This is a genomic window from Arthrobacter sp. SlRoot2-15 (genome assembly GCF_059739345.1).
This window is the reverse complement of the sequence record NZ_AP046058.1, coordinates 138,489-158,599: the sequence shown is the minus strand read 5'-3', so window position 1 is coordinate 158,599 and position 20,111 is coordinate 138,489. Positions and strand designations below refer to the sequence as shown.

Below are 20,111 nucleotides of genomic sequence, written 5' to 3'. Positions count from 1 at the left end.
TTAGTCTGGTGGGGTGCTGAAGATCGGTTTGACGGGCGGCATCGCCTCAGGGAAGTCAGTGGTCGCCTCGCGGCTGCGCGAGCTCGGCGCGGTACTGGTCGACGCCGACGCGCTGGCCCGCGAAGTGGTGGAGCCGGGCACGCCCGGACTGGCCCGGGTGGTGGACGCCTTCAGCGCCTCCGTCCTGGGTCCGGATGGGGCCCTCGACCGCCCGCGCCTGGGTGCCCTCGTCTTCGGCGACCCAGAGCGCCTCGCCGTGCTGAACGGCATCATCCACCCCCTCGTCCGGGAGCGTGCCGCCGCCCTCGCGGCCGCCGCCCCGAAAGGCGCCGTCCTGGTCCAGGACATCCCCCTCCTGGTCGAGACAGGACAGGGCGCCAACTTCCACCTTGTGCTGGTGGTGGACGCCCCGGATGATGTCCGGGTGCGGCGGATGGTGGAGCACCGGAAAATGACCGTCGAGGACGCCCGCTCCCGGATGGCGGCCCAAGCCACGCGGGAGGACCGGCTGGCGGCCGCCGACGTCGTGCTGGACAATTCCGGGACCAAGGACGAACTGCGCGACGCGGTGGACCGGCTGTGGCGGCACCGGCTGGAGCCTTTCGCGGAGAACCTGGCCCGCGGCCGGATGGCCGCGCGCACCGGCGGTCCCGTGCTCAGCCCCGCCAACCCGGACTGGCCGGCGCAGGCCTCCCGGCTGATCGGCCGGCTGCGGGCGGTGGCGCCGGAGGACATCCTGGCCGTGGACCACATCGGGTCCACGGCCGTCCCGGGGCTGGATGCGAAGGACGTGCTGGACCTCCAGCTCACCGTCCCGGACCTGGCGACGGCGGACCGTCTTGAGCCCCTGCTGGCCGCGGCGGGGTTCCCGCGCTGGCCGGGCATCGGGGCTGACAACCCCAAGCCGGCACACCCCGACCCGTCAGCCTGGGACAAACGGGTGCACGGCAACGCGGACCCCGGCCGGCCCGTCAACCTCCACGTCCGGGCCGCCGGCTCGCCGGGCTGGCGTTATGCGCTGTGCTTCCGGGACTGGCTGCGCGACGACGCGGCCGCCCGCGCGGACTACGTCGCGGAAAAGCGGCGTGCGGCCCGGCGGCACGGCGTGGACAAGTCCACCGCCGGCTACGCCGCGGACAAGGAGGACTGGTTCACGCACTACGCCGCTCCGCGGATGGAGGACTGGGCCCGCCGCACCGGCTGGCTGCCGCCGTCGTACGCCGCCGGGGACCCGGGTACCGCCCAAAGCTGAATCCGGGCACGCTGTCGGAGGGCGGCGGTAGATTAGGTACATGAGCCTTGCCCAGGAAATCAACCGTGTTGTGGCGCCCTTCGAGGTCATCAGCGAGTTCCAGCCCGCGGGAGACCAGCCGGCCGCGATCGCGGAACTGACCGAGCGCATCAAGAACGGCGAGAAGGACGTGGTGCTGCTCGGTGCCACCGGCACCGGTAAGAGCGCGACGACGGCGTGGCTGATCGAGCAGGTCCAGCGGCCCACCCTGGTGATGGTGCAGAACAAGACGCTCGCCGCCCAGCTCGCCAACGAATTCCGTGAGCTGCTGCCCAACAACGCGGTGGAATACTTCGTCTCCTACTACGACTACTACCAGCCGGAGGCCTACGTTGCCCAGACGGACACCTTCATCGAGAAGGACTCCTCGGTCAACGAGGAGGTCGAACGGCTCCGGCATTCCGCCACCAACGCGCTGCTGACCAGGCGCGACGTGATTGTGGTGGCCACCGTCTCCTGCATCTACGGCCTCGGCACGCCGGAGGAATACATCGCCGGCATGGTGACGCTGCGCAAGGGCGCCGAAATGAACCGCGACGACCTGCTCCGGAAGTTCGTCTCCATGCAGTACGCCCGCAACGACATGGACTTCCACCGCGGCACGTTCCGGGTCCGCGGCGACACCGTGGAAATCATTCCGATGTACGAGGAACTCGCCATCCGGATCGAGTTCTTCGGCGACGAGATTGAGAACATCTACACCCTGCACCCGTTGACCGGCGAGGTGCTCCGGGAAGAGAACGAAATGTACGTCTTCCCGGCCTCGCACTACGTGGCGGGCCCGGAGCGGATGGCCCGCGCGATCAAGCGGATCGAGGACGAGCTGGCCGACCGCCTCAAGGTCCTGGAGAGCCAGAATAAACTCGTGGAGGCGCAGCGGCTGCGGATGCGCACCACCTACGACCTGGAAATGATGCAGCAGATGGGATTCTGCAACGGCATCGAGAACTACTCCTCGCACATCGACGGCCGCGCCCGGGGGACCGCCCCGCACTGCCTGATCGACTACTTCCCGGACGACTTCCTGCTGGTGATCGACGAATCCCACGTCACCGTGCCGCAGATTGGCGCCATGTATGAGGGCGACATGTCCCGCAAGCGGAACCTCGTGGACCACGGCTTCCGGCTGCCCTCGGCGATGGACAACCGCCCGCTCAAGTGGGACGAATTCCAGGAGCGCGTGGGCCAGACCGTCTACCTGTCCGCGACCCCCGGCAAGTTCGAGCTCGGCAAGGCCGACGGCTTTGTGCAGCAGATCATCCGGCCCACCGGCCTGATCGACCCCGAGGTGATCGTCAAGCCCACCAAGGGCCAGATCGATGACCTGCTGGGCGAAATCCGCACGCGCACCGCGAAGAACGAGCGTGTCCTCGTCACCACGCTGACCAAGCGGATGGCCGAAGACCTCACCGACTACCTGCTGGGGCACGGCGTGAAGGTCGAATACCTGCACTCCGACGTCGACACCCTGCGCCGTGTGGAACTGCTCCGCGAACTGCGGATGGGCGTCTTCGACGTGCTGGTCGGCATCAACCTGCTCCGCGAAGGCCTCGACCTGCCGGAGGTGTCCCTCGTGAGCATCCTGGACGCGGACAAGGAAGGCTTCCTGCGCTCCTCGACCTCGCTGATCCAGACGATCGGCCGTGCCGCCCGAAACGTGTCCGGCCAGGTGCACATGTACGCGGACAAAATCACCGACTCGATGGCCCATGCCATCGACGAAACGAACCGGCGCCGCGCCATCCAGGTGGCCTACAACACGGAGAAGGGGATCGACCCCCAGCCGCTGCGAAAGAAAATCGCGGACATCACCGACCAGCTCGCCAAGGAAGACGCCGACACCCGCGAGCTGCTGGCCAGCGCCGGCAAGACCCGCGGGAAGGGCAAGGGCGGCTCCAAGGTCCGGGCCGACGGCCTCGCCGCGGCACCGGCCGAGGACCTCGTTGGCCTGATCGAGCAACTAACCGAGCAGATGCACGCCGCCGCCGGCGAACTGCAGTTCGAGCTGGCGGCCCGGCTCCGCGACGAGGTCGGCGAGCTCAAGAAGGAACTGCGGCAGATGCAGTCGGCCGGGCACGCCTAAGGTAAAGTAGATCCAACGTAGGGGAGTATCCCAAGCGCTACGATCGTCAACACGCAGGGCACAGATGCCATGCCGGGCGTAGCGGGCACCGAAGCAGCACCCGAGGTTTATGGCCCGGGGAGCGGCGGCTTGGCCGGAGAGACTTACACCGCTTAGTTGTACCCTGCGAAAGGTATCTACGTGCCCGAACTTCCCCTCTGGTTCGAGATCGGCTCCTTCGTCGTTCTCGGCATCATCCTCGCCATCGACCTGCTGCTGGTGCTGAAGCGGCCGCATGAGCCCTCGATGAAGGAAGCCGGCCTCTGGGTCTCCTTCTACATCGCGCTGGCGCTCGTCTTCGCCGGTGCCATGTTCATGTTCACCGGCCCGGAATACGGCGGCCAGTTCCTCGCCGGCTGGGTGACGGAGTACAGCCTCAGCATCGACAACCTGTTCGTTTTCATCATCATCATGGCCCGCTTCTCGGTACCCCGTAAGTACCAGCAGGAAGTGCTGATGGTGGGCATCATCATCGCCCTGGTGCTGCGCGGCATCTTCATCCTGCTCGGCGCGATCGTGATCGAACAGTTCAGCTGGGTCTTCTACATCTTCGGCGCGTTCCTGCTCTGGACCGCCTGGAAGCAGGCCCAGGACGAGGGCGAGGACGAGGAAGACAAGGAAAACCCGCTGATCGCCCGGATCCGTAAGATCCTGCCGATGTCGGAGAAGTTCGACGGCGGCAAGCTCCGCACCGAGGTCGACGGCAAGAAGGTCTTCACCCCCATGCTGATCGTCTTCGTGACCATCGGCATGACCGACCTGCTCTTCGCGGTAGACTCCATTCCCGCGATCTTCGGCCTGACGCAGAGCGCGTTCATCGTCTTCACAGCGAACATTTTCGCGCTGATGGGCCTGCGCCAGCTGTACTTCCTGCTCGGCGGCCTGATGAACCGGCTGATCTACCTCAAGCACGCGCTCTCCGTCATCCTCGCGTTCATCGGCGTCAAGCTGGTGCTGCACGCCATGCACGTCAACGAACTGCCCTTCATCAACGGCGGCAAGCACATCGAATGGGCCCCGGAGATCCCCACCTACGTCTCACTCGGCGTGATCATCGGCACCATCATCATCGCGGTCGTCGCGAGCCTGGTCAGCTCCAAGGCCTCCAAGGCGAAGCTGGACGCCCGGCTCGAAGAGGACTCCCGCAAGAGCCTCACCGACGCCGAGTAGCCGGCGGCCCGGTCCGGCAGCGGCAGCCCCGCACCGGCCACCCCGCGGCCCGGCCACCGGCTAAGCTCGGAGCGTGAAAATCTTTGATGCCGCAACAGCGGCCGGTACGGCGCTGCACCCGCAACGGGTGCAGCGCCGTACCGTTGTTGTGCTCAGCGCCGCCCAGCTCCTCAGCGGGGTGGGCAACGGGGCCAGCCTGTCCGTCGGCTCGCTGCTGGCCGTCCAGCTCGCCGGCTCCAACGCCTGGGCCGGTTCGGTCACCACCACCATGACGCTGGCGGCAGCGCTGACGGCACTGCCGCTGGCCGGGCTGGCCGGCCGGCGCGGGCGCCGGGCTGCCCTGGTCACCGGGCTGCTCGCCGCAATGACCGGCGCCCTGCTGGTCATCCTGGCCACCGTGACCGGCGCCTTCCCGGTCCTGCTGCTGGGCGCCGCCCTGCTGGGCCTCGGCACGGCGGCCAACCTGCAGGCACGCTTCGCCGCCGTCGACCTCGCCGACCCGGAGCACCGCGGACGCTCGCTCGCGATCGTGGTCTGGGCCGTGACGGTCGGGGCCGTCGCCGGGCCCAACCTGATCCAGCCCGGTGCACTCGTGGGGCAGGCACTGGGCCTCCCGCCGATCTCCGGGCCCTTCGTGTTCTCCACGGCGGGACTGGCCCTCGCCGCGCTGCTGCTGCTGATCGGGCTCCGCCCCGATCCGCTGCTGCTGGCCGCACGGCTCCGCGGCGCAGCCGAGGAACCCGCGAAAGGGACCACGGGAACCCGGGGAAGGCACGCGCTGCGGAACGGCCTGCGCGCGGTCCGGGCAGCACCCCGGGCCCGGCTGGCGCTGCTCGCCGTCGTCGCCGCGCACGGCTGCATGGCCGCCGTGATGTCCATGACGCCGCTGCACCTGCAGCTGCTCACCGAGGGCCCGCTGGCCGGGCACTCCGCCGGGCACGCGCACGCCGCCAGCACTGACGTGTTTGTGCTGATCGGCTTCACGATTTCGCTGCACATCGCCGGGATGTACGCCCTCTCACCCGTGATGGGCTGGCTCACCGACCGGGTCGGCCGACTGCCGGTGATCCTGCTGGGCCACGGGCTGATCCTGCTGGCCGTCTGCGTCGCCGGCTTCGGCCAGGGGCAGCCGGCGCTGGTCACGACCGGGCTGGTGCTGCTGGGACTTGGCTGGTCCGCGGCCACCATCGCCGGCTCGACGCTGCTCGCGGAGAGCGTCGCTGCCGGGGACCGGGTCCTGGTCCAGGGCGTGTCCGACACCCTGATGGGCGTGGCCGGGGCCGTGGGATCCGGCTTCGCCGGCCTGGTGATGAGCGGGATCGGCTACCAGGGGCTGAACCTGCTTGCGGCCGCCGTGGCGGCCGCCGTATTCGGCGTCGCGCTGCCGGCGGCCGTCCGGTCACGCCGCAGCCCGGAGCCGGCCGCCGGCTAAGGGCGCACCCGGCCGCCGGCTACGGGCCCGAAGTCGGGAACCCCGGGCCGGTCAGCCCCGGGCGGCGCGCGCCATGCCGAGCAGCCGGCCGAAGATGGCATCGCCGTCGTCCGCGATGCCGTCGTGGTGGAACTCATCCGTTTCCCACACCTGCAGGCCGCGCACGGCAGCGGCAGTTTCCAGCGAGAGGTCCCGGTCCACGTAAATATCGTCGCTGTACACGGCCGCCGCCACCGGAACGGTGTTCAGTGCGAGCCGTTCGGGGTCGTAGAGCGGCTTCCAGTCGTCCTTCTCTGCCAGCAGCTGGGCCACGGCGCGGAGGGGGCGCAGCGCCGGGTCCTGTTCGAAGTACCACGGGTACACCATCTCGCCGGTCAGCAGGGGAGCGGCGTTGTCCGGGCGGAACTCCGGGAAGTCCTGGAGCACCCGGAGCGCCGCCCAGTCCGTGGCCTCGCCCTGGCCGTAAATCGATTCGTGCATCAGCGCGTACAGCGGATTTGCGGCGCGCGAGACGAGGCCGCGGACCTGCTCCAGGAACGCGTCGGAGAGGCGTTCGCCATCGGGCGTGCTGACAAACGCGTCCTCAAGCAGGTGGTGCAGCCCGTCCACGCGGGTGTTGCCGCCGAGGTACGAGCCCACCATCTGGAACCGTTCGACGGTGAGCCGGCTGCCGTCGGGCAGGAGTTCCTCCGCCTCGCGCAGATGCCGGGCGATCCGGTTGACCTGCTCCCGGTCCTGCGGATACCAGCCGAAGTATTCGGCGTTGCGGGCCGCCACCCGCGCGAACGTGGCCTGGTAGACCCGGTCGGCGGGGCCGGCCAGGGGCGGCAGGCCCCCGGTGATCAGGGCCTCGCGCAGGCCCTCGGGGGCGAAGGACAGGTAGCTCAGGGCGCAAAAGCCGCCGTAGCTCTGCCCGTAGATGGTCCAGGGCCCGGCCCCGAGGGCCTGTCGGATCGCTTCGGCGTCGGCCACGATCGAGTCGGCCCGGAAGTGCTCCAGGTACTGCGCCTGGTCCAGTTCGCTGCCGCGCAGGGGCAGGGTGCGGCGGTCGATGGGGGAGGAGAGGCCGGTGCCGCGCTGGTCCAGCATCAGGATCCGGAAGTCCTTTGCCGCGGCCTTGCTCCAGCCGCCCAGGGCCGGGAAACGGTTCCCGCGGCCGCCCGGGCCGCCCTGCAGGTAGAGCAGCCACGGCAGTTCCGCGGCGGCCTCCTCGCTGTGGTCCGCGGAAACGTACTCCCGGGCGAAGACCGTGATGGATTCCCCGCCTCCGCCGAAGTGGTCCAGGGGCACCTCGAAGTAGTGCTCCGCGGTGCGCATGCCGCGGTAGTCGTGCCTGGCTTTGACGATGTGCGGCACCCGGGCCGTCTCGGCCGTCTCGGTCGCCACGGTGTCAGCCGCGGTGTCAGCCACGGGCTGCCGTCGTCCGGTCGCCGCCGAACGCCGCCAGGGCCTCGCCGGTGAGCCGGAATGTGGACCATTCGTGCATCGGTGCGGCGCCAAGGTTCCGGTAGAAGGCGATCGAGGGTTCGTTCCAGTCGAGCACGCTCCATTCCACCCGGGCGTAGCCGCGGTCGACGGCGGTCGCGGCCAGGTGCTGCAGCAGCGCCTTGCCGTGCCCGGCCCCGCGGGCCTCCGGCATCACGTACAGGTCCTCGAGGTAGATCCCGTGCACGCCCTCCCAGGTGGAGTAGTTCAGGAACCACAGCGCGAAGCCCTGCACGTCCCCGGCCTCGTTCCCGGCCATGGTCGCGTACACCCGGGGGTTCTCGCCGAACAGCACCTCCGTGAGCATCTCCGGGGTGTTGCGGACGGCGTCCGGTTCCTTCTCGTAGATGGCCAGGTCGTGGATCATCTGCAGGATGGCGGGGACGTCGTGGGGCGTGGCCGGGCGGATTACACTCATGGTCGCCAGTTTACTAGCGGCTACAGGCGGTTCACGTCGGTCACGCGCACGACGGCGGTGCCGGTTTCGTCGGAGGCGGCCAGGTCCACCTCGGCGGAGATGCCCCAGTCGTGGTTGCCGGCCGGGTCGTCGAAGATCTGCCGGACCTTCCAGGTGCCCGGCTCCTCGGTGATGATCAGGAGCCCGGGCCCGCGGGCATCCGGGCCGGTGCCGATGTCCTGGTGCTCTTCGAAGTAGTCGTCCAGCGCGCCCTCCCAGCGCTCCGCGTCCCAGCCGGAGCCGCCGTCGAGTTCGCCCAGGGCGGCGGCGGCCTCGTCGGCGAACAGCTCCACCCGCCGGAACATCTCGTTGCGGACCATGACCCGGAAGGCGCGGATATTGGAGGTCAGCGACGGCGGCGGGGGCGGCGGGGCATCATGCGGGGTCGGGGCGGCACCGGAGCTAAGTTCCTCCCACTCGTCCAGCAGGCTCGAGTCGACCTGGCGGACCAACTCGCCGAGCCACGCGATGAGGTCCTCAAGGTCCTCACGCAGCGCATCCTGCGGCACGGTCTGGCGGAGTGCCTTGAAGCCGTCGGCCAGGTAGCGCAGCACAATCCCCTCGGACCGGGCCAGGCCGTAGAACTGGACGAATTCGCCGAAGTTCATCGCGCGTTCGTACATGTCCCGGATCACGGACTTGGGGGCGAGTTCGAAGTCGCCGATCCACGGGGCAGCCCTGCGGTACACCTCGAATGCCTCGCCGAGGATCTCCGCGAGCGGCTGCGGGTAGCTGACTTCCTCAAGCATGGCCATCCGCTGGTCGTACTCGATGCCGTCGGCCTTCATCGCGGCGATCGCTTCCCCGCGGGCCTTCTTCTGCTGGGCGGAGAGGATCTGCCGCGGCTTCTCCAGCGTCGACTCGATCACCGAGACGACGTCGAGGGCGTACGACGGCGACTCCGGATCCAGCAGTTCCAGGGCAGCCAGGGCGAAGGGGGAGAGCGGCTGGTTCAGGGCGAAGTTCGCCTGCAGGTGGACGGTGAGCCGGACGCTGCGGCCGTCCGGGCCCTGCTCCGCGGGCGGGATGCGTTCGACGACGCCGGCGGCGAGCAGTTCGCGGTAGATGCCCAGGGCCCTTTTCATCAGCCGCAGCTGCGCGGCGCGGGGCTCGTGGTTCTCGGTCAGCAGCCGGCGCGCGGCCTTGAACGGGTCACCGGGCCGCTCCATCAGGTTCATCAGCATCGCGTGCGTCACGGTGAAGCTGGAGACCAGCGGGTCCGGGACGGATTCCACCAGCCGCTTATAGGTCGGCTCGCCCCAGGAGACAAAGCCCTCCGGCGGCTTCTTCTTGACCACCTGGCGCAGCTTCTTCTGGTCGTCGCCGAACTTCGCCGTCGCCTTGGCCATCGCCTTGACGTTCTCGATCACGTGCTCCGGGGCCTGGACCACCACGGTCCCGGCGGTGTCGTAGCCCGCCCGGCCAGCCCGGCCCGCGATCTGGTGGAACTCGCGGGAGTTCAGCGGGCGGGTGCGGACGCCGTCGTACTTGCTGAGCGCCGTCAGCAGCACGGTGCGGATGGGGACGTTGATGCCGACGCCGAGCGTGTCGGTGCCGCAGATGACCTTGAGCAGGCCGGCCTGGGCCAGCTGCTCGACGAGCCGGCGGTACTTGGGCAGCATCCCGGCGTGGTGCACGCCGATGCCGTGCCGGACCAGCCGGTTCAGGGTCTTGCCAAACCCGGCGGCGAAGCGGAACCCGGCGATCAGCTCGGCGATCTTGTCCTTTTCCTCCCGGGTGCAGACGTTGATGCTCATCAGGTTCTGGGCCCGGTCGATCGCCTCAAGCTGGCTGAAGTGGACCACGTAGACGGGCACCTGCTTGGTGGACAGCAGTTCCTCGAGCGTCTCGTGCACGGGGGTCTGCTGGTAGTAGAAGTGCAGCGGGATGGGCCGCTCGGCCGAACTGACGGTCGTCGTCGGGCGCCCGGTGAGCTCGCTGATGCCCTCCTCGAACCGGCTGACGTCGCCGAGGGTGGCGGACATCAGCAGGAACTGGGCCTGCGGCAGCTCCAGCAGCGGCACCTGCCAGGCCCAGCCGCGCTGCGGGTCGGAGTAGAAGTGGAACTCGTCCATGATCACCGTGCCGAGGTCCGCGGCCGGGCCCTCGCGCAGGGCAACGTTCGCCAGGATCTCGGCGGTGCAGCAGATGATCGGTGCGTCCTGGTTGACGCCGGAATCGCCGGTGATCATGCCGACGTTTTCGGCCCCGAAAATCTCGCACAGGGCGAAGAACTTCTCCGAGACCAGGGCCTTGATCGGGGCGGTGTAGTAGCTCCGGGCGCCGCGGGCCATGGCCTGGAAGTGCGCCGCGATGGCCACCAGCGACTTACCCGACCCGGTCGGCGTCGCCAGAATGACGTTGGAGCCAGCCGCGAGCTCCATCACGGCCTCGTCCTGCGCGGTGTACAGGGCCAGTCCGCGGCCCTCCGTCCACTCGACAAACCGGGTGTAGAGCTCATCCGGGTCGAGGCCGGTCCTGCCGGGGACGCGGGCGGCCGGGGCGGGGAGCTGATCTACGAGTTTCATTGCCTTCCAGCTTAGTGGGCCGCCGGGCGGCCGGCAGCGGTCACCGGCGAACCCGGCGCATTGCTTGACCTTTCAACTTTCCGGGCGTATGTTAGTTGTAGCTTCAACTAAATATTCACCACCCGGCAGAACAGACTCTGATGAAAAACCTCCTGGCCCGCATCTTTGGAAAGAAGACCCCCATGACTGACATCACCATCATCGGCAACGGCAACATGGCCCGCGGCCTCGCGACCACCGCCCTGGCCGCCGGCCGGAACGTCGAAATCCTTGGCCAGGACGCGGCCAAGGCCCAGGCCCTGGCGGCCGAGCTCGGCGCCGGCGTCACCTTCGGCAGCACCGCCGACGCGCCGCGTGGCGGCATCGTCGTCCTGGCCGTCCCGTTCGCCGCCGCCGCGTCCGTGGTCAGCAACTACGGCGAGGCCCTGGCCGGAAAGACCCTCGTGGACATCACCAACCCGGTGAACTTCGAGACCTTCGACTCCCTGGTCGTCGGTCCGGACACCTCCGCCGCCGAGGAAATCGCCCGGCTGGCCCCCGCCGGCGCCCACGTGGTCAAGGCCTTCAACACGACCTTCGCCGGAACCCTGCTTGCGGGCCAGTCCGGCGGCCAGCCGCTGGATGTCTTTATTGCCGGCGACGACGCCGCGGCCACCGGGGCGGTCAGCAGCTTCGTCGAGGCCGCCGGGCTGCGCCCGCTCGTCGTCGGCCCGCTCAAACGGGCGAGGGAGCTCGAGGGCTTCCAGTTCGTCCTGATGACCCTCCAGGCCAACCCCGAGTTCTCCGACTTCAACTGGGACACCGGGCTGAAGGTCACCAACTAAATGGAAACCACCTTCACGGACCCCGTAGTGGCCACCGCCGGGTCGGCCGACCCCGCGGCGCCGCTGGTGGTGCTGCTGCACGGCCGGGGCTCCAACGAAACGGAGATCCTTGGCCTGGCGGAGCGGTTGCCTTCCGGCCCGGCCTACGCCGCTGTCCGGGCGCCGATTGTCGAGGGCGGAGGCTATGCCTGGTTCGCCAACCGCGGCATCGGCCGTCCCGTCGCCGAATCGCTCGACAGCACCATGTCCTGGTTCCGGACCTGGCTCGACGCGGTGGCGCCGGCCGGCCGGCCGGTCGTGCTGGTCGGCTTCAGCGGCGGCGCGGCCTTTGCCGGTGGCCTCCTGCTCGCGGACCCGGTACGATTTGCCGGTGCGGCCATCCTGTACGGCACGCTGCCGTTTGACGCCGGCGTACCCGTCACCGCCGGGCAGCTGGCCGGCGTCCCGGTCTTCGTCGCCCACGGCGAGCAGGACCGGGTGATTCCGCCGGAGCTGCTGGCGCGCACCTGGCAGTATCTGGTGACCGAATCCGGCGCCGCCGCGCACTCCCGCCGCGACCCCGGCGGCCACGGCATCACCGGCCAGACCCTGGCCGAGCTGGATGCCTGGATCCGCGGGCTGGCCGCGGCGTGACCCCCGCCCGCGGCACCGGCGGCACCGTCCGGCCGGCGCCGCGGGGTTAGGCTTCGCCTGGGAGCTCCAGGGTGAAACGGAGGAAATGCGTGAAGTGGGATCCGGCCAGGTACGTACAGTTCGGCGACTACCGGGACAGGCCGTTCTTCGACCTGACTGCACGTATCCGCGCGGAGGCGCCGCGGCACGTCGTCGACCTCGGCTGCGGGCCGGGCAACCTCACCGCCACCCTGGCCGCACGCTGGCCCGGGGCGGCGGTGGAGGGGCTGGATTCCTCCGCCGAGATGCTCGCGCAGTCCGGCGCCTTTTCCGCCGGCACCGCAAACCTGACCTTCGCCCTGGCGGACATCGCCGGGTGGATGCCGGCGCCGGAGACGGACGTCGTCGTCACAAACGCCGCCCTTCAGTGGGTCCCCGGGCACCGTGAGCTGCTGCGCCGCTGGCTTGCAGCGCTGCGGCCCGGCGCCTGGTTCGCCCTCCAGGTGCCGGGCAACTTCCATGCACCGTCGCACACCCTGATGCGCGCCCTGGCCGGCACGGACGAATGGTCACCCCGCCTTGCCGGCGTGCTGCGCCACGAGGACGTGGTGGCCGGGCCCGCCGACTACCTTGAACTGATGCTCGACGCCGGCTGCGACGCCGATGCCTGGGAGACGACCTACCTGCAGCTCCTGCCGGGAACCGACCCGGTGCTCGACTGGGTGCGGGGGACCGGGCTGCGCCCGGTGCTGGCCGCGCTCACGCCCGCGGAGGCCGCGAGGTTCGAATCGGAGTACGCGCGGGCGCTCCGCGCGGCCTATCCGCCCGGCCCGCATGGAACGGTGTTCCCGTTCCGGCGGATCTTCGCCGTTGCCCAAAAGCGTGGCTAAACCCCCGCCGCCGGCACCGCTTCGGGGCGCCGCGACTCCGGAAGTTCCCCGGGATCCTGCCGTTTTGACGGATGTGACACGCCGTGTGACAACAACTGGTGTGTAGTGGGCATACAATGACACAGCGGTCTGGGGGCGGCCGCCGTCATTTCCGGATCCGAGCCCTGTTCTGATGATGGAGGTTCGGTGCTCTTTAACCTGATCGGGCGGCTGCTCGCCGCCCACAGGATGACCGTCCTGGCCATCATCTGCCTGCAACTTGTGCAGACCACGGCGAACCTGATGCTTCCCACCCTGAACGCGGCCATCATCGACGATGGCATCGTCGCCGGCAACACGCCCGTGATCCTGCGGCTGGGCGGCGCGATGGCCGGCGTCGCGGCGCTCCAGGTGGGCGCAGCGATCGCAGCCGGCTACATTGGCGCGGTGGTCGCCATGCGCGTGGGCAGGGAACTGCGCGAGGAGCTGTTTGCCAAGGTCCAGACGCTCTCGTCGCAGGAGGTCGGGGTGTTCGGGGCCCCCAGCCTCGTCACCCGGGCCACCAACGACGTCACCCAGATCCAGAACCTCACGGTCCTCGCCTTCACCATGCTCGTCGCGGCGCCGGCCAGCTTCATCGGCGGCATCGCCCTCGCCCTGCACCAGGACCTTGCCCTGACAGGGATTGTTGTGGCCGTCATCCCGGTCCTCGCCGTGATCATGTTCCTGATCGTCCGCCGCCTGATTCCGCTCTACCGGCAGGGCCAGACACTCATCGACCGAATCAGCCGGGTCCTCCGCGAACAGATCATCGGCGCCAACGTCATCCGCGGATTCGTCCGGCAGGACCACGAGATCCACCGCTTCGACGCCGCCAACAAGGACCTCACCCGCAACAATCTCGACTCCGCGCTGCTGGTGGCCCGGATGAATCCGTTGATCATGGTGGTGGTGAACCTGTCCTCGGTCGCGGTGGTCTGGTTCGGCGGCCACCGGATCCAGTCCGGCGAGATGCGGCTCGGGGCCCTGACCGCGTTCATCGCGTACATCCTGCAGATCCTGATCGCCATCATGATGGCGATGTACGTTTTCACCACGGCTCCGCGGGCGGCGGCCTGCGCCGAGCGGATCCAGGCGGTCCTGGACACCGAGCCGTCCATCGACGGCCCGACCGCCGGGCCTGGGTCCGGGGGCCCGGATGGAGCAGCGCCGGACGGGCCCGTGCCGCAAGGCACCGTGGAATTCCGCGACGTGGCCTTCGCCTACCCCGGGGCCGAAGCGCCGGTCCTGGCCGGGGTCACATTCACCGCGCGCCCCGGCACCACCACGGCGATCGTCGGCGCCACCGGGAGCGGCAAGAGCACACTGCTGAACCTGCTGCCGCGTTTCATCGACCCGACCGAAGGAACCATCAGCATCGGCGGCCGCGAAACCCGCGCGCTGCCGCTGGCGTCGCTGCGCGGCCGGATTGCCATGGTGCCCCAGCACTCCTACCTGTTCTCCGGCACTCTCGCGGACAACCTGCGGATGGGCCGGCCGGAGGCCGGCGACGAGGACCTGTGGCGGGCACTGGAAACCGCCCAGGCCGCGGACTTTGTCCGTGACCTGGCGGGCGGACTCGACGCCCCGGTCAGCCAGGGCGGCACCAACTTCTCCGGCGGCCAGCGCCAGCGCCTGTGCATCGCCCGGGCCCTGCTCCGGCCCGCCCCCATCTACGTCTTCGACGACAGCTTCTCCGCCCTCGACTACGGCACCGACGAGAGGCTCCGGGCCGCCCTGGAACTGCTGCTGCGGAGCGCCACGGTGCTGGTCGTGGCCGAACGCGTTTCCACGATCGTGGACGCGGGGCTGATCCTGGTGTTGGAGGACGGCCGGCTGGTGGCGCAGGGCACCCACAAGGAGCTGATGGCGACGTCGCCGACCTACCAGGAAATCGCGGCCTCCCAGCTGGTCCTGGAGGAAACCGCGTGAGCGCCGCGTTCCCCGCTCCCGCCGGGGCCGCCGCCAAATGGCGGGCCGCCGGAAGGCTGCTGGGGCTGCTGCGCCCGGTGCGCCTCCGGATGGCCGGCGTCATCGCCGCGACCTGCGGCTTCGCCGCGCTGAACGTGGCCGCGCCCAAATACCTCGGTGACGCCACCGACGTCGTGGTGGAAAGTGTGGTGCGCGGCGCCTTTGACGAGTCGAAACTCGGACGGCTGCTGCTCGCTGTGGCACTCATGTACCTCGGCGCCTCGCTGTTCAGCTGGATCCAGGGCGCACTGACCGCGACGGCGGTGCAGCGGCTCAGCTACGGACTCCGCGCCTCCGTGGAACACAAGCTCCACCTGCTCCCCTCGAGCCATTTCGACGACCAGCACCGCGGCGACGTGCTCAGTCGTGCCACCAACGACGTCGACAACGTCTCGCAGGCGTTGAACCAGCTGCTCAACCAGCTCATCATGTCGGTCCTGATGCTCTCCGGCGCCCTGGCCATGATGTTCTGGCTGTCCCCGCTGCTGGCCCTCGTCGCCCTCGCCTCGGTCCCGGTCTCCACCGTGATCACCGTGCTCGTGGCCCGCAAGTCGCAGGCGCATTTCACCGAGCAGTGGGCCAGCACCGGCGACCTGCACTCACACCTGGAGGAGTTCTTCACCGGGCATGAGGTAATCAAGGCGTTCGGCCGGCAGGAGGCTGCCGCGGCCACCTTCCGGGAGGGCAACGACCGGCTCTTCCGCGCGGCCTCCGGCGCCCAGTACCTGTCCGGCGTCGTGCAGCCGCTGATGATCTTCGTCTCCAACCTCAACTACATCGCGGTCGCGGTGATCGGCGCCCTCCAGGTCGCCACCGGCACCATGACGATCGGCGGCGTCCAGGCGTTTATCCAGTTCAGCCGGCTTTTCAGCCAGCCGATGGGCCAGATCGGCGGCATGCTCACCCTGATGCAGTCCTGCGCCGCCTCCGCCGAACGGGTCTTCGCGCTGCTGGATGCACCGGAAATCCCCGCCGACGCCGCCGCGGCCGGCGGCGCGCGGGCGGCCGCCGCGCGGGCCGCCGCGGGCGAGCCTGCCGCCGCACCCGCGGGCCGGGTCACGTTCGAGGGCGCCACCTTCGGCTACACCCCGGGCGTCCCCGTGGTGCAGGACCTCACCTTCAGCGCTGAACCGGGCCAGACAGTGGCGATCGTGGGCCACACCGGCGCCGGCAAAACCACCGTGGCCAACCTCCTGCTGCGCTTCTACGAACTGGACGCCGGGCGGATCACGGTGGACGGCGTGGACATCGCGGAACTGCCGCGCGACGGGCTGCGGGCGGCCATCGGCACCGTAATGCAGGACGCCTGGCTGTTCACCGGGAGCATCCGGGAAAACATCGAATACGGGCGGCCGGGCGCCCCCGACGCGGACATCACCGCGGCGGCACAGGCGAGCCACGTAGACCAGTTTGTCCGGGCCCTGCCGGCCGGCTACGCCACCATGCTCGGCAACGACGGCGACTCGCTCAGCCGCGGCCAGCGCCAGCTCATCTCGATCGCCAGGGCGCAATTGGCCGGCCGCAGCATCCTGATCCTCGACGAGGCCACCAGCTCAGTGGACAGCCGCACGGAAGTGCAGATCCGGCAGGCGATGGCCAGGCTGCGGCAGGGCAGGACCAGCTTCGTGATCGCCCACCGCTTGTCCACCGTCCGCGACGCTGATCTAATTCTGGTCATGGACCAGGGACGGATTGTAGAACAAGGGAACCACCAGGAACTGATGGCGGGGGAGGGCCTGTACACCGGCCTCTACCGCGCCCAGTTCGCCGGCCGCGAACAATTCGACGGCGTGCTGGAGCCCGAGCTGTGACCCCGGCGGAGTCCGGCCTGGCCCGGTTTCCCGGCAGCTGGAAACCCAACACCGGCAGTTCCGTGCCGCTGTTCGAACAGCTCCGGCTGAACATCATCGAGCGGGCCGACGACGGGACGCTCGCGCCCGGCACCCGGCTGCCCGCCGTCCGCAGCCTGGCCGCCGACCTCGGCGTGGCGCCGCACACCGTGGCGCGCGCCTACAAGGAACTCGAAGCTGCCGGCGTCGTCGCGACCCGTGGCCGGAACGGCACCGTCGTGTGCGCCCGCGACGAGGCGTGGGGCTCACTCAGCGCCGCCGCCGCGAAATTTGCGGCCGCCGCCAAAGCCCAGGGCGCCAGCTTCGCGGAGGCCGTCCAGCTGCTGGCGGCGGCCTACGACCGCCAGTAGCACACCAGCCGCCCGAATGGATATTCGAAGAAGTTTTCGATTAGCATTGGAAGCGTGCCTAAAGCCGTAGCTGAAGAACCAGCCGTCGAAGTCCAGCCTGCCGCCGCTCCGGTGAAGTCCGGAAAAGCGCCCGGCCCCCTGTCCTCCCGTTCGGCGTCGTCGGGCGCCGAGATTGTCCGTCCCGACCTGTCCCGGCTCGTGGTGAAGGGCGCGCGCGAACACAACCTGCGCAACGTCGATCTCGACCTGCCCCGCGATGCGATGATCGTCTTCACGGGACTTTCCGGCTCCGGCAAGTCCTCGCTGGCCTTCGACACGATCTTTGCCGAGGGGCAGCGGCGCTACGTGGAATCACTCTCCGCCTACGCCCGCCAGTTCCTTGGCCAGGTGGACAAGCCCGACGTCGATTTCATCGAGGGCCTCTCGCCCGCCGTGTCGATCGACCAGAAGTCCACCAGCAAGAACCCGCGCTCCACCGTGGGCACGATCACCGAGATCTACGACTACATGCGCCTGCTCTGGGCCCGGGTAGGGCGCCCGCACTGCCCGGTCTGCGGCGAACCCGTCACCAAGCAGACGCCGCAGCAAATCGTCGACCAGTTGCTCGAACTGCCCGAGGGCACCCGGTTCCAGGTGCTGGCCCCGGTGGTCCGCGGCCGCAAGGGCGAATTCGTCGAACTGTTCAAGGAGCTCACCGCCAAGGGCTACTCGCGGGCCCGGGTGGACGACAAACTGGTCCAACTGAGCGAGCCGCCCAAGCTGGGCAAGCAGTTCAAACACACCATCGAGGTGGTGGTGGACCGCCTGGTCGTGAAGGACGGCATCAGCCAGCGCCTCACCGACTCGGTGGAGACCGCCCTGGGCCTGGCCGAGGGCCGTGTCCTGGCCGAATTCGTCGACCTCGAGGCGGACGACCCGGAACGGATCCGGGCCTTCTCCGAGCACCTCGCCTGCCCCAACGAGCACCCCCTCGCGATCGACGAGATCGAACCCCGCTCGTTCTCCTTCAACAACCCGTTCGGCGCCTGTTCCGCGTGCAGCGGCATCGGCACCAAACTCGAGGTCGACGAGGAACTCCTCATCCCCAACCCCGAGCTCTCCCTCGCCGAAGGCGCCATCGCACCCTGGTCGCTCGGCACCGCCACCACCGAATACTGGAACCGGCTCCTCGGCGGCCTGGCCAAGGAACTCGGCTTCAAGATGACCACTCCGTGGGAGAAGCTCTCCGCCGAGGCACGGCAGACCGTGCTGCACGGCAAGGACCACAAGGTGGTGGTGCAGTACCGCAACCGCTTCGGCCGGGAACGCAAATACAGCACCGGCTTCGAAGGCGTGGTCCAGTACGTGCACCGCAAGCACACCGAAACGGACTCCGACTCGGCGAGGGACCGCTACGAGGAGTACATGCGGCAGGTCCCGTGCCCGGCCTGCAACGGCGCCCGGCTGAACCCGGCGTCGCTGTCGGTCCTGATCAACGGCAAGTCCATTGCCGAGGTCGCCGCGCTGCCGATGCGCGAGTGCGCGCACTTCCTGGACAGCCTGGTCCTCACCGGCCGCGAGGCGCAGATCGCCCACCAGGTGCTCAAGGAAATCCAGGCGCGGCTGACCTTCCTGCTCGACGTCGGCCTGGAATACCTGAACCTGGAACGGCCCTCCGGCACCCTGTCCGGCGGGGAGGCGCAGCGCATCCGCCTGGCCACCCAGATCGGCTCCGGCCTCGTCGGTGTGCTCTACGTCCTCGATGAGCCCTCGATCGGCCTGCACCAGCGCGACAACCGGCGCCTGATTGAAACCCTCACCCGGCTCAGGGACCTCGGCAACACCCTGATCGTGGTCGAGCACGACGAGGACACCATCCACGAGGCGGACTGGGTGGTGGACATCGGACCCGGCGCCGGCGAGCACGGCGGCAAGGTGGTGCACTCCGGGTCCTACCAGGACCTGCTGAAGAACACCGAATCCCTGACCGGGGACTACCTCTCCGGACGGAAGTCCATCGAGGTGCCGAAGAAGCGGCGCAAATACGACAAGAAGCGCGAACTGAAGGTCGTCGGCGCCAAGGAAAACAACCTGCTCAACGTCGACGCCGCCTTCCCGCTGGGCCTGTTCACGGCCGTGACCGGCGTGAGCGGCTCCGGCAAGTCCACCCTGGTCAACGAGATCCTCTACAAGGTGCTCGCCACCAAGCTCAACGGCGCCAAGCAGGTCGCCGGGCGGCACAAGGCCGTGCAGGGCCTCGAACACCTGGACAAGGTGGTGCACGTGGACCAGAGCCCCATCGGCCGCACCCCGCGCTCCAACCCCGCCACCTACACGGGCGTGTTCGACCACATCCGCAAACTCTTCGCCGAGACCACCGAGGCGAAGGTTCGCGGCTACATGCCCGGCCGCTTCTCCTTCAACGTCAAGGGCGGCCGCTGCGAGGCCTGCTCCGGCGACGGCACGCTGAAGATCGAGATGAACTTCCTGCCGGACGTGTACGTGCCCTGCGAGGTCTGCCACGGCGCCCGGTACAACCGCGAAACGCTCGAGGTGCACTACAAGGGCAAGACCATCGCCGACGTGCTGAACATGCCGATCGAGGAGGGCGCCGAGTTCTTCGCCGCCTTCTCGCCGATCGCCCGGCACCTCAAGACGCTCGTCGACGTCGGCCTCGGCTACGTGCGGCTGGGCCAGCCCGCCACCACGCTCTCCGGCGGCGAGGCCCAGCGCGTGAAACTGGCCGCGGAGCTGCAGAAGCGCTCCAACGGCCGCAGCGTCTACGTCCTCGACGAGCCGACCACCGGCCTGCACTTCGAGGACATCCGCAAGCTGCTCATGGTCCTGCAGGGCCTGGTCGAAAAGGGCAACACCGTGATCACGATCGAGCACAACCTCGACGTCATCAAGAGCGCCGACTGGATCGTGGACCTCGGGCCCGACGGCGGTTCCGGCGGCGGCCGGATCGTCGCCTCGGGCACGCCGGAGCAGGTGGCGAAGTCCAAGGACAGCCACACCGCAGCGTTCCTCGCCGACATCCTGGGCTGACGCGGAGCGGATGGCGGACGCATTCCCTGATCTATTCCTGACGGGGCATGAAAGTTTCTGCCATCCGCGCCGGCGTGAGAAACT

General features: G+C 69.1%; 14 protein-coding genes. 11 read left to right on the top strand and 3 right to left on the bottom strand.

Annotation, left to right across the window (positions count from 1 at the left end; genetic code table 11):
* Positions 1-13 precede the first annotated feature (13 nt).
* The 4 genes from coaE to AC6I9V_RS00720 all read left to right on the top strand — a co-directional run bounded on the left by coaE (position 14) and on the right by AC6I9V_RS00720 (position 6,015).
* On the top strand, positions 14-1,252 hold the full coding sequence (gene coaE, locus AC6I9V_RS00735; protein ID WP_349411618.1) for a dephospho-CoA kinase: 1,239 nt from the start codon (positions 14-16) through the stop codon (positions 1,250-1,252).
* Positions 1,253-1,292: 40 nt separating this feature from the next.
* Entirely contained in the window at positions 1,293-3,374 is a 2,082-nt protein-coding gene (uvrB, locus tag AC6I9V_RS00730) for an excinuclease ABC subunit UvrB (RefSeq protein ID WP_349411617.1), read from the top strand.
* A 180-nt stretch (positions 3,375-3,554) separates the two neighbouring features.
* Positions 3,555-4,583: a TerC family protein gene (locus tag AC6I9V_RS00725; protein WP_349411616.1), complete on the top strand. Its 1,029-nt coding sequence runs from the start codon at positions 3,555-3,557 to the stop codon at positions 4,581-4,583.
* A 73-nt stretch (positions 4,584-4,656) separates the two neighbouring features.
* Positions 4,657-6,015: an MFS transporter gene (locus AC6I9V_RS00720; protein WP_497897973.1), complete on the top strand. Its 1,359-nt coding sequence runs from the start codon at positions 4,657-4,659 to the stop codon at positions 6,013-6,015.
* Between the two features lie 51 nt (positions 6,016-6,066).
* Here the strand turns inward: AC6I9V_RS00720 and AC6I9V_RS00715 are convergent, their stop codons facing one another.
* The 3 genes from AC6I9V_RS00715 to AC6I9V_RS00705 all read right to left on the bottom strand — a co-directional run bounded on the left by AC6I9V_RS00715 (position 6,067) and on the right by AC6I9V_RS00705 (position 10,485).
* The gene (locus AC6I9V_RS00715; RefSeq protein ID WP_497900218.1) at positions 6,067-7,332 is read right to left on the bottom strand and encodes an alpha/beta fold hydrolase; all 1,266 of its coding nucleotides are present in this window, start codon (positions 7,330-7,332) and stop codon (positions 6,067-6,069) included.
* 85 nt (positions 7,333-7,417) lie between these two features.
* Positions 7,418-7,918 (bottom strand): GNAT family N-acetyltransferase, encoded by a 501-nt coding sequence (locus AC6I9V_RS00710; protein ID WP_497897972.1) that lies wholly within the window; start codon positions 7,916-7,918, stop codon positions 7,418-7,420.
* 20 nt (positions 7,919-7,938) lie between these two features.
* Positions 7,939-10,485, bottom strand: a complete 2,547-nt coding sequence (locus AC6I9V_RS00705; RefSeq protein WP_497897971.1) for a DEAD/DEAH box helicase — start codon at positions 10,483-10,485, stop codon at positions 7,939-7,941.
* Between the two features lie 182 nt (positions 10,486-10,667).
* On the opposite strand from AC6I9V_RS00705, the gene AC6I9V_RS00700 reads away from it, so the two are divergent.
* From AC6I9V_RS00700 to uvrA, 7 genes are all read left to right on the top strand, one after another.
* On the top strand, positions 10,668-11,309 hold the full coding sequence (locus AC6I9V_RS00700; RefSeq protein ID WP_497897970.1) for an NADPH-dependent F420 reductase: 642 nt from the start codon (positions 10,668-10,670) through the stop codon (positions 11,307-11,309).
* Complete coding sequence (locus AC6I9V_RS00695; protein ID WP_497897969.1) at positions 11,310-11,942, top strand: alpha/beta hydrolase; 633 nt, start codon at positions 11,310-11,312, stop codon at positions 11,940-11,942. It begins immediately after the preceding gene.
* Between the two features lie 89 nt (positions 11,943-12,031).
* Positions 12,032-12,811 (top strand): trans-aconitate 2-methyltransferase, encoded by a 780-nt coding sequence (locus AC6I9V_RS00690; protein WP_497897968.1) that lies wholly within the window; start codon positions 12,032-12,034, stop codon positions 12,809-12,811.
* Positions 12,812-12,997: 186 nt separating this feature from the next.
* Entirely contained in the window at positions 12,998-14,761 is a 1,764-nt protein-coding gene (locus AC6I9V_RS00685) for an ABC transporter ATP-binding protein (protein ID WP_497897967.1), read from the top strand.
* Positions 14,762-14,850: 89 nt separating this feature from the next.
* A complete protein-coding gene (locus AC6I9V_RS00680; RefSeq protein ID WP_497900217.1) occupies positions 14,851-16,611 on the top strand; it encodes an ABC transporter ATP-binding protein in 1,761 nt (586 codons plus the stop codon).
* Positions 16,608-17,000, top strand: coding sequence for a GntR family transcriptional regulator (locus tag AC6I9V_RS00675; RefSeq protein ID WP_349414216.1), 393 nt, complete (start codon positions 16,608-16,610; stop codon positions 16,998-17,000). Before AC6I9V_RS00680 ends, AC6I9V_RS00675 begins: the two co-directional genes overlap by 4 nt.
* A gap of 138 nt (positions 17,001-17,138) precedes the next feature.
* Positions 17,139-20,027: an excinuclease ABC subunit UvrA gene (uvrA, locus tag AC6I9V_RS00670; protein ID WP_497900216.1), complete on the top strand. Its 2,889-nt coding sequence runs from the start codon at positions 17,139-17,141 to the stop codon at positions 20,025-20,027.
* The last annotated feature ends 84 nt before the right edge of the window (positions 20,028-20,111 follow it).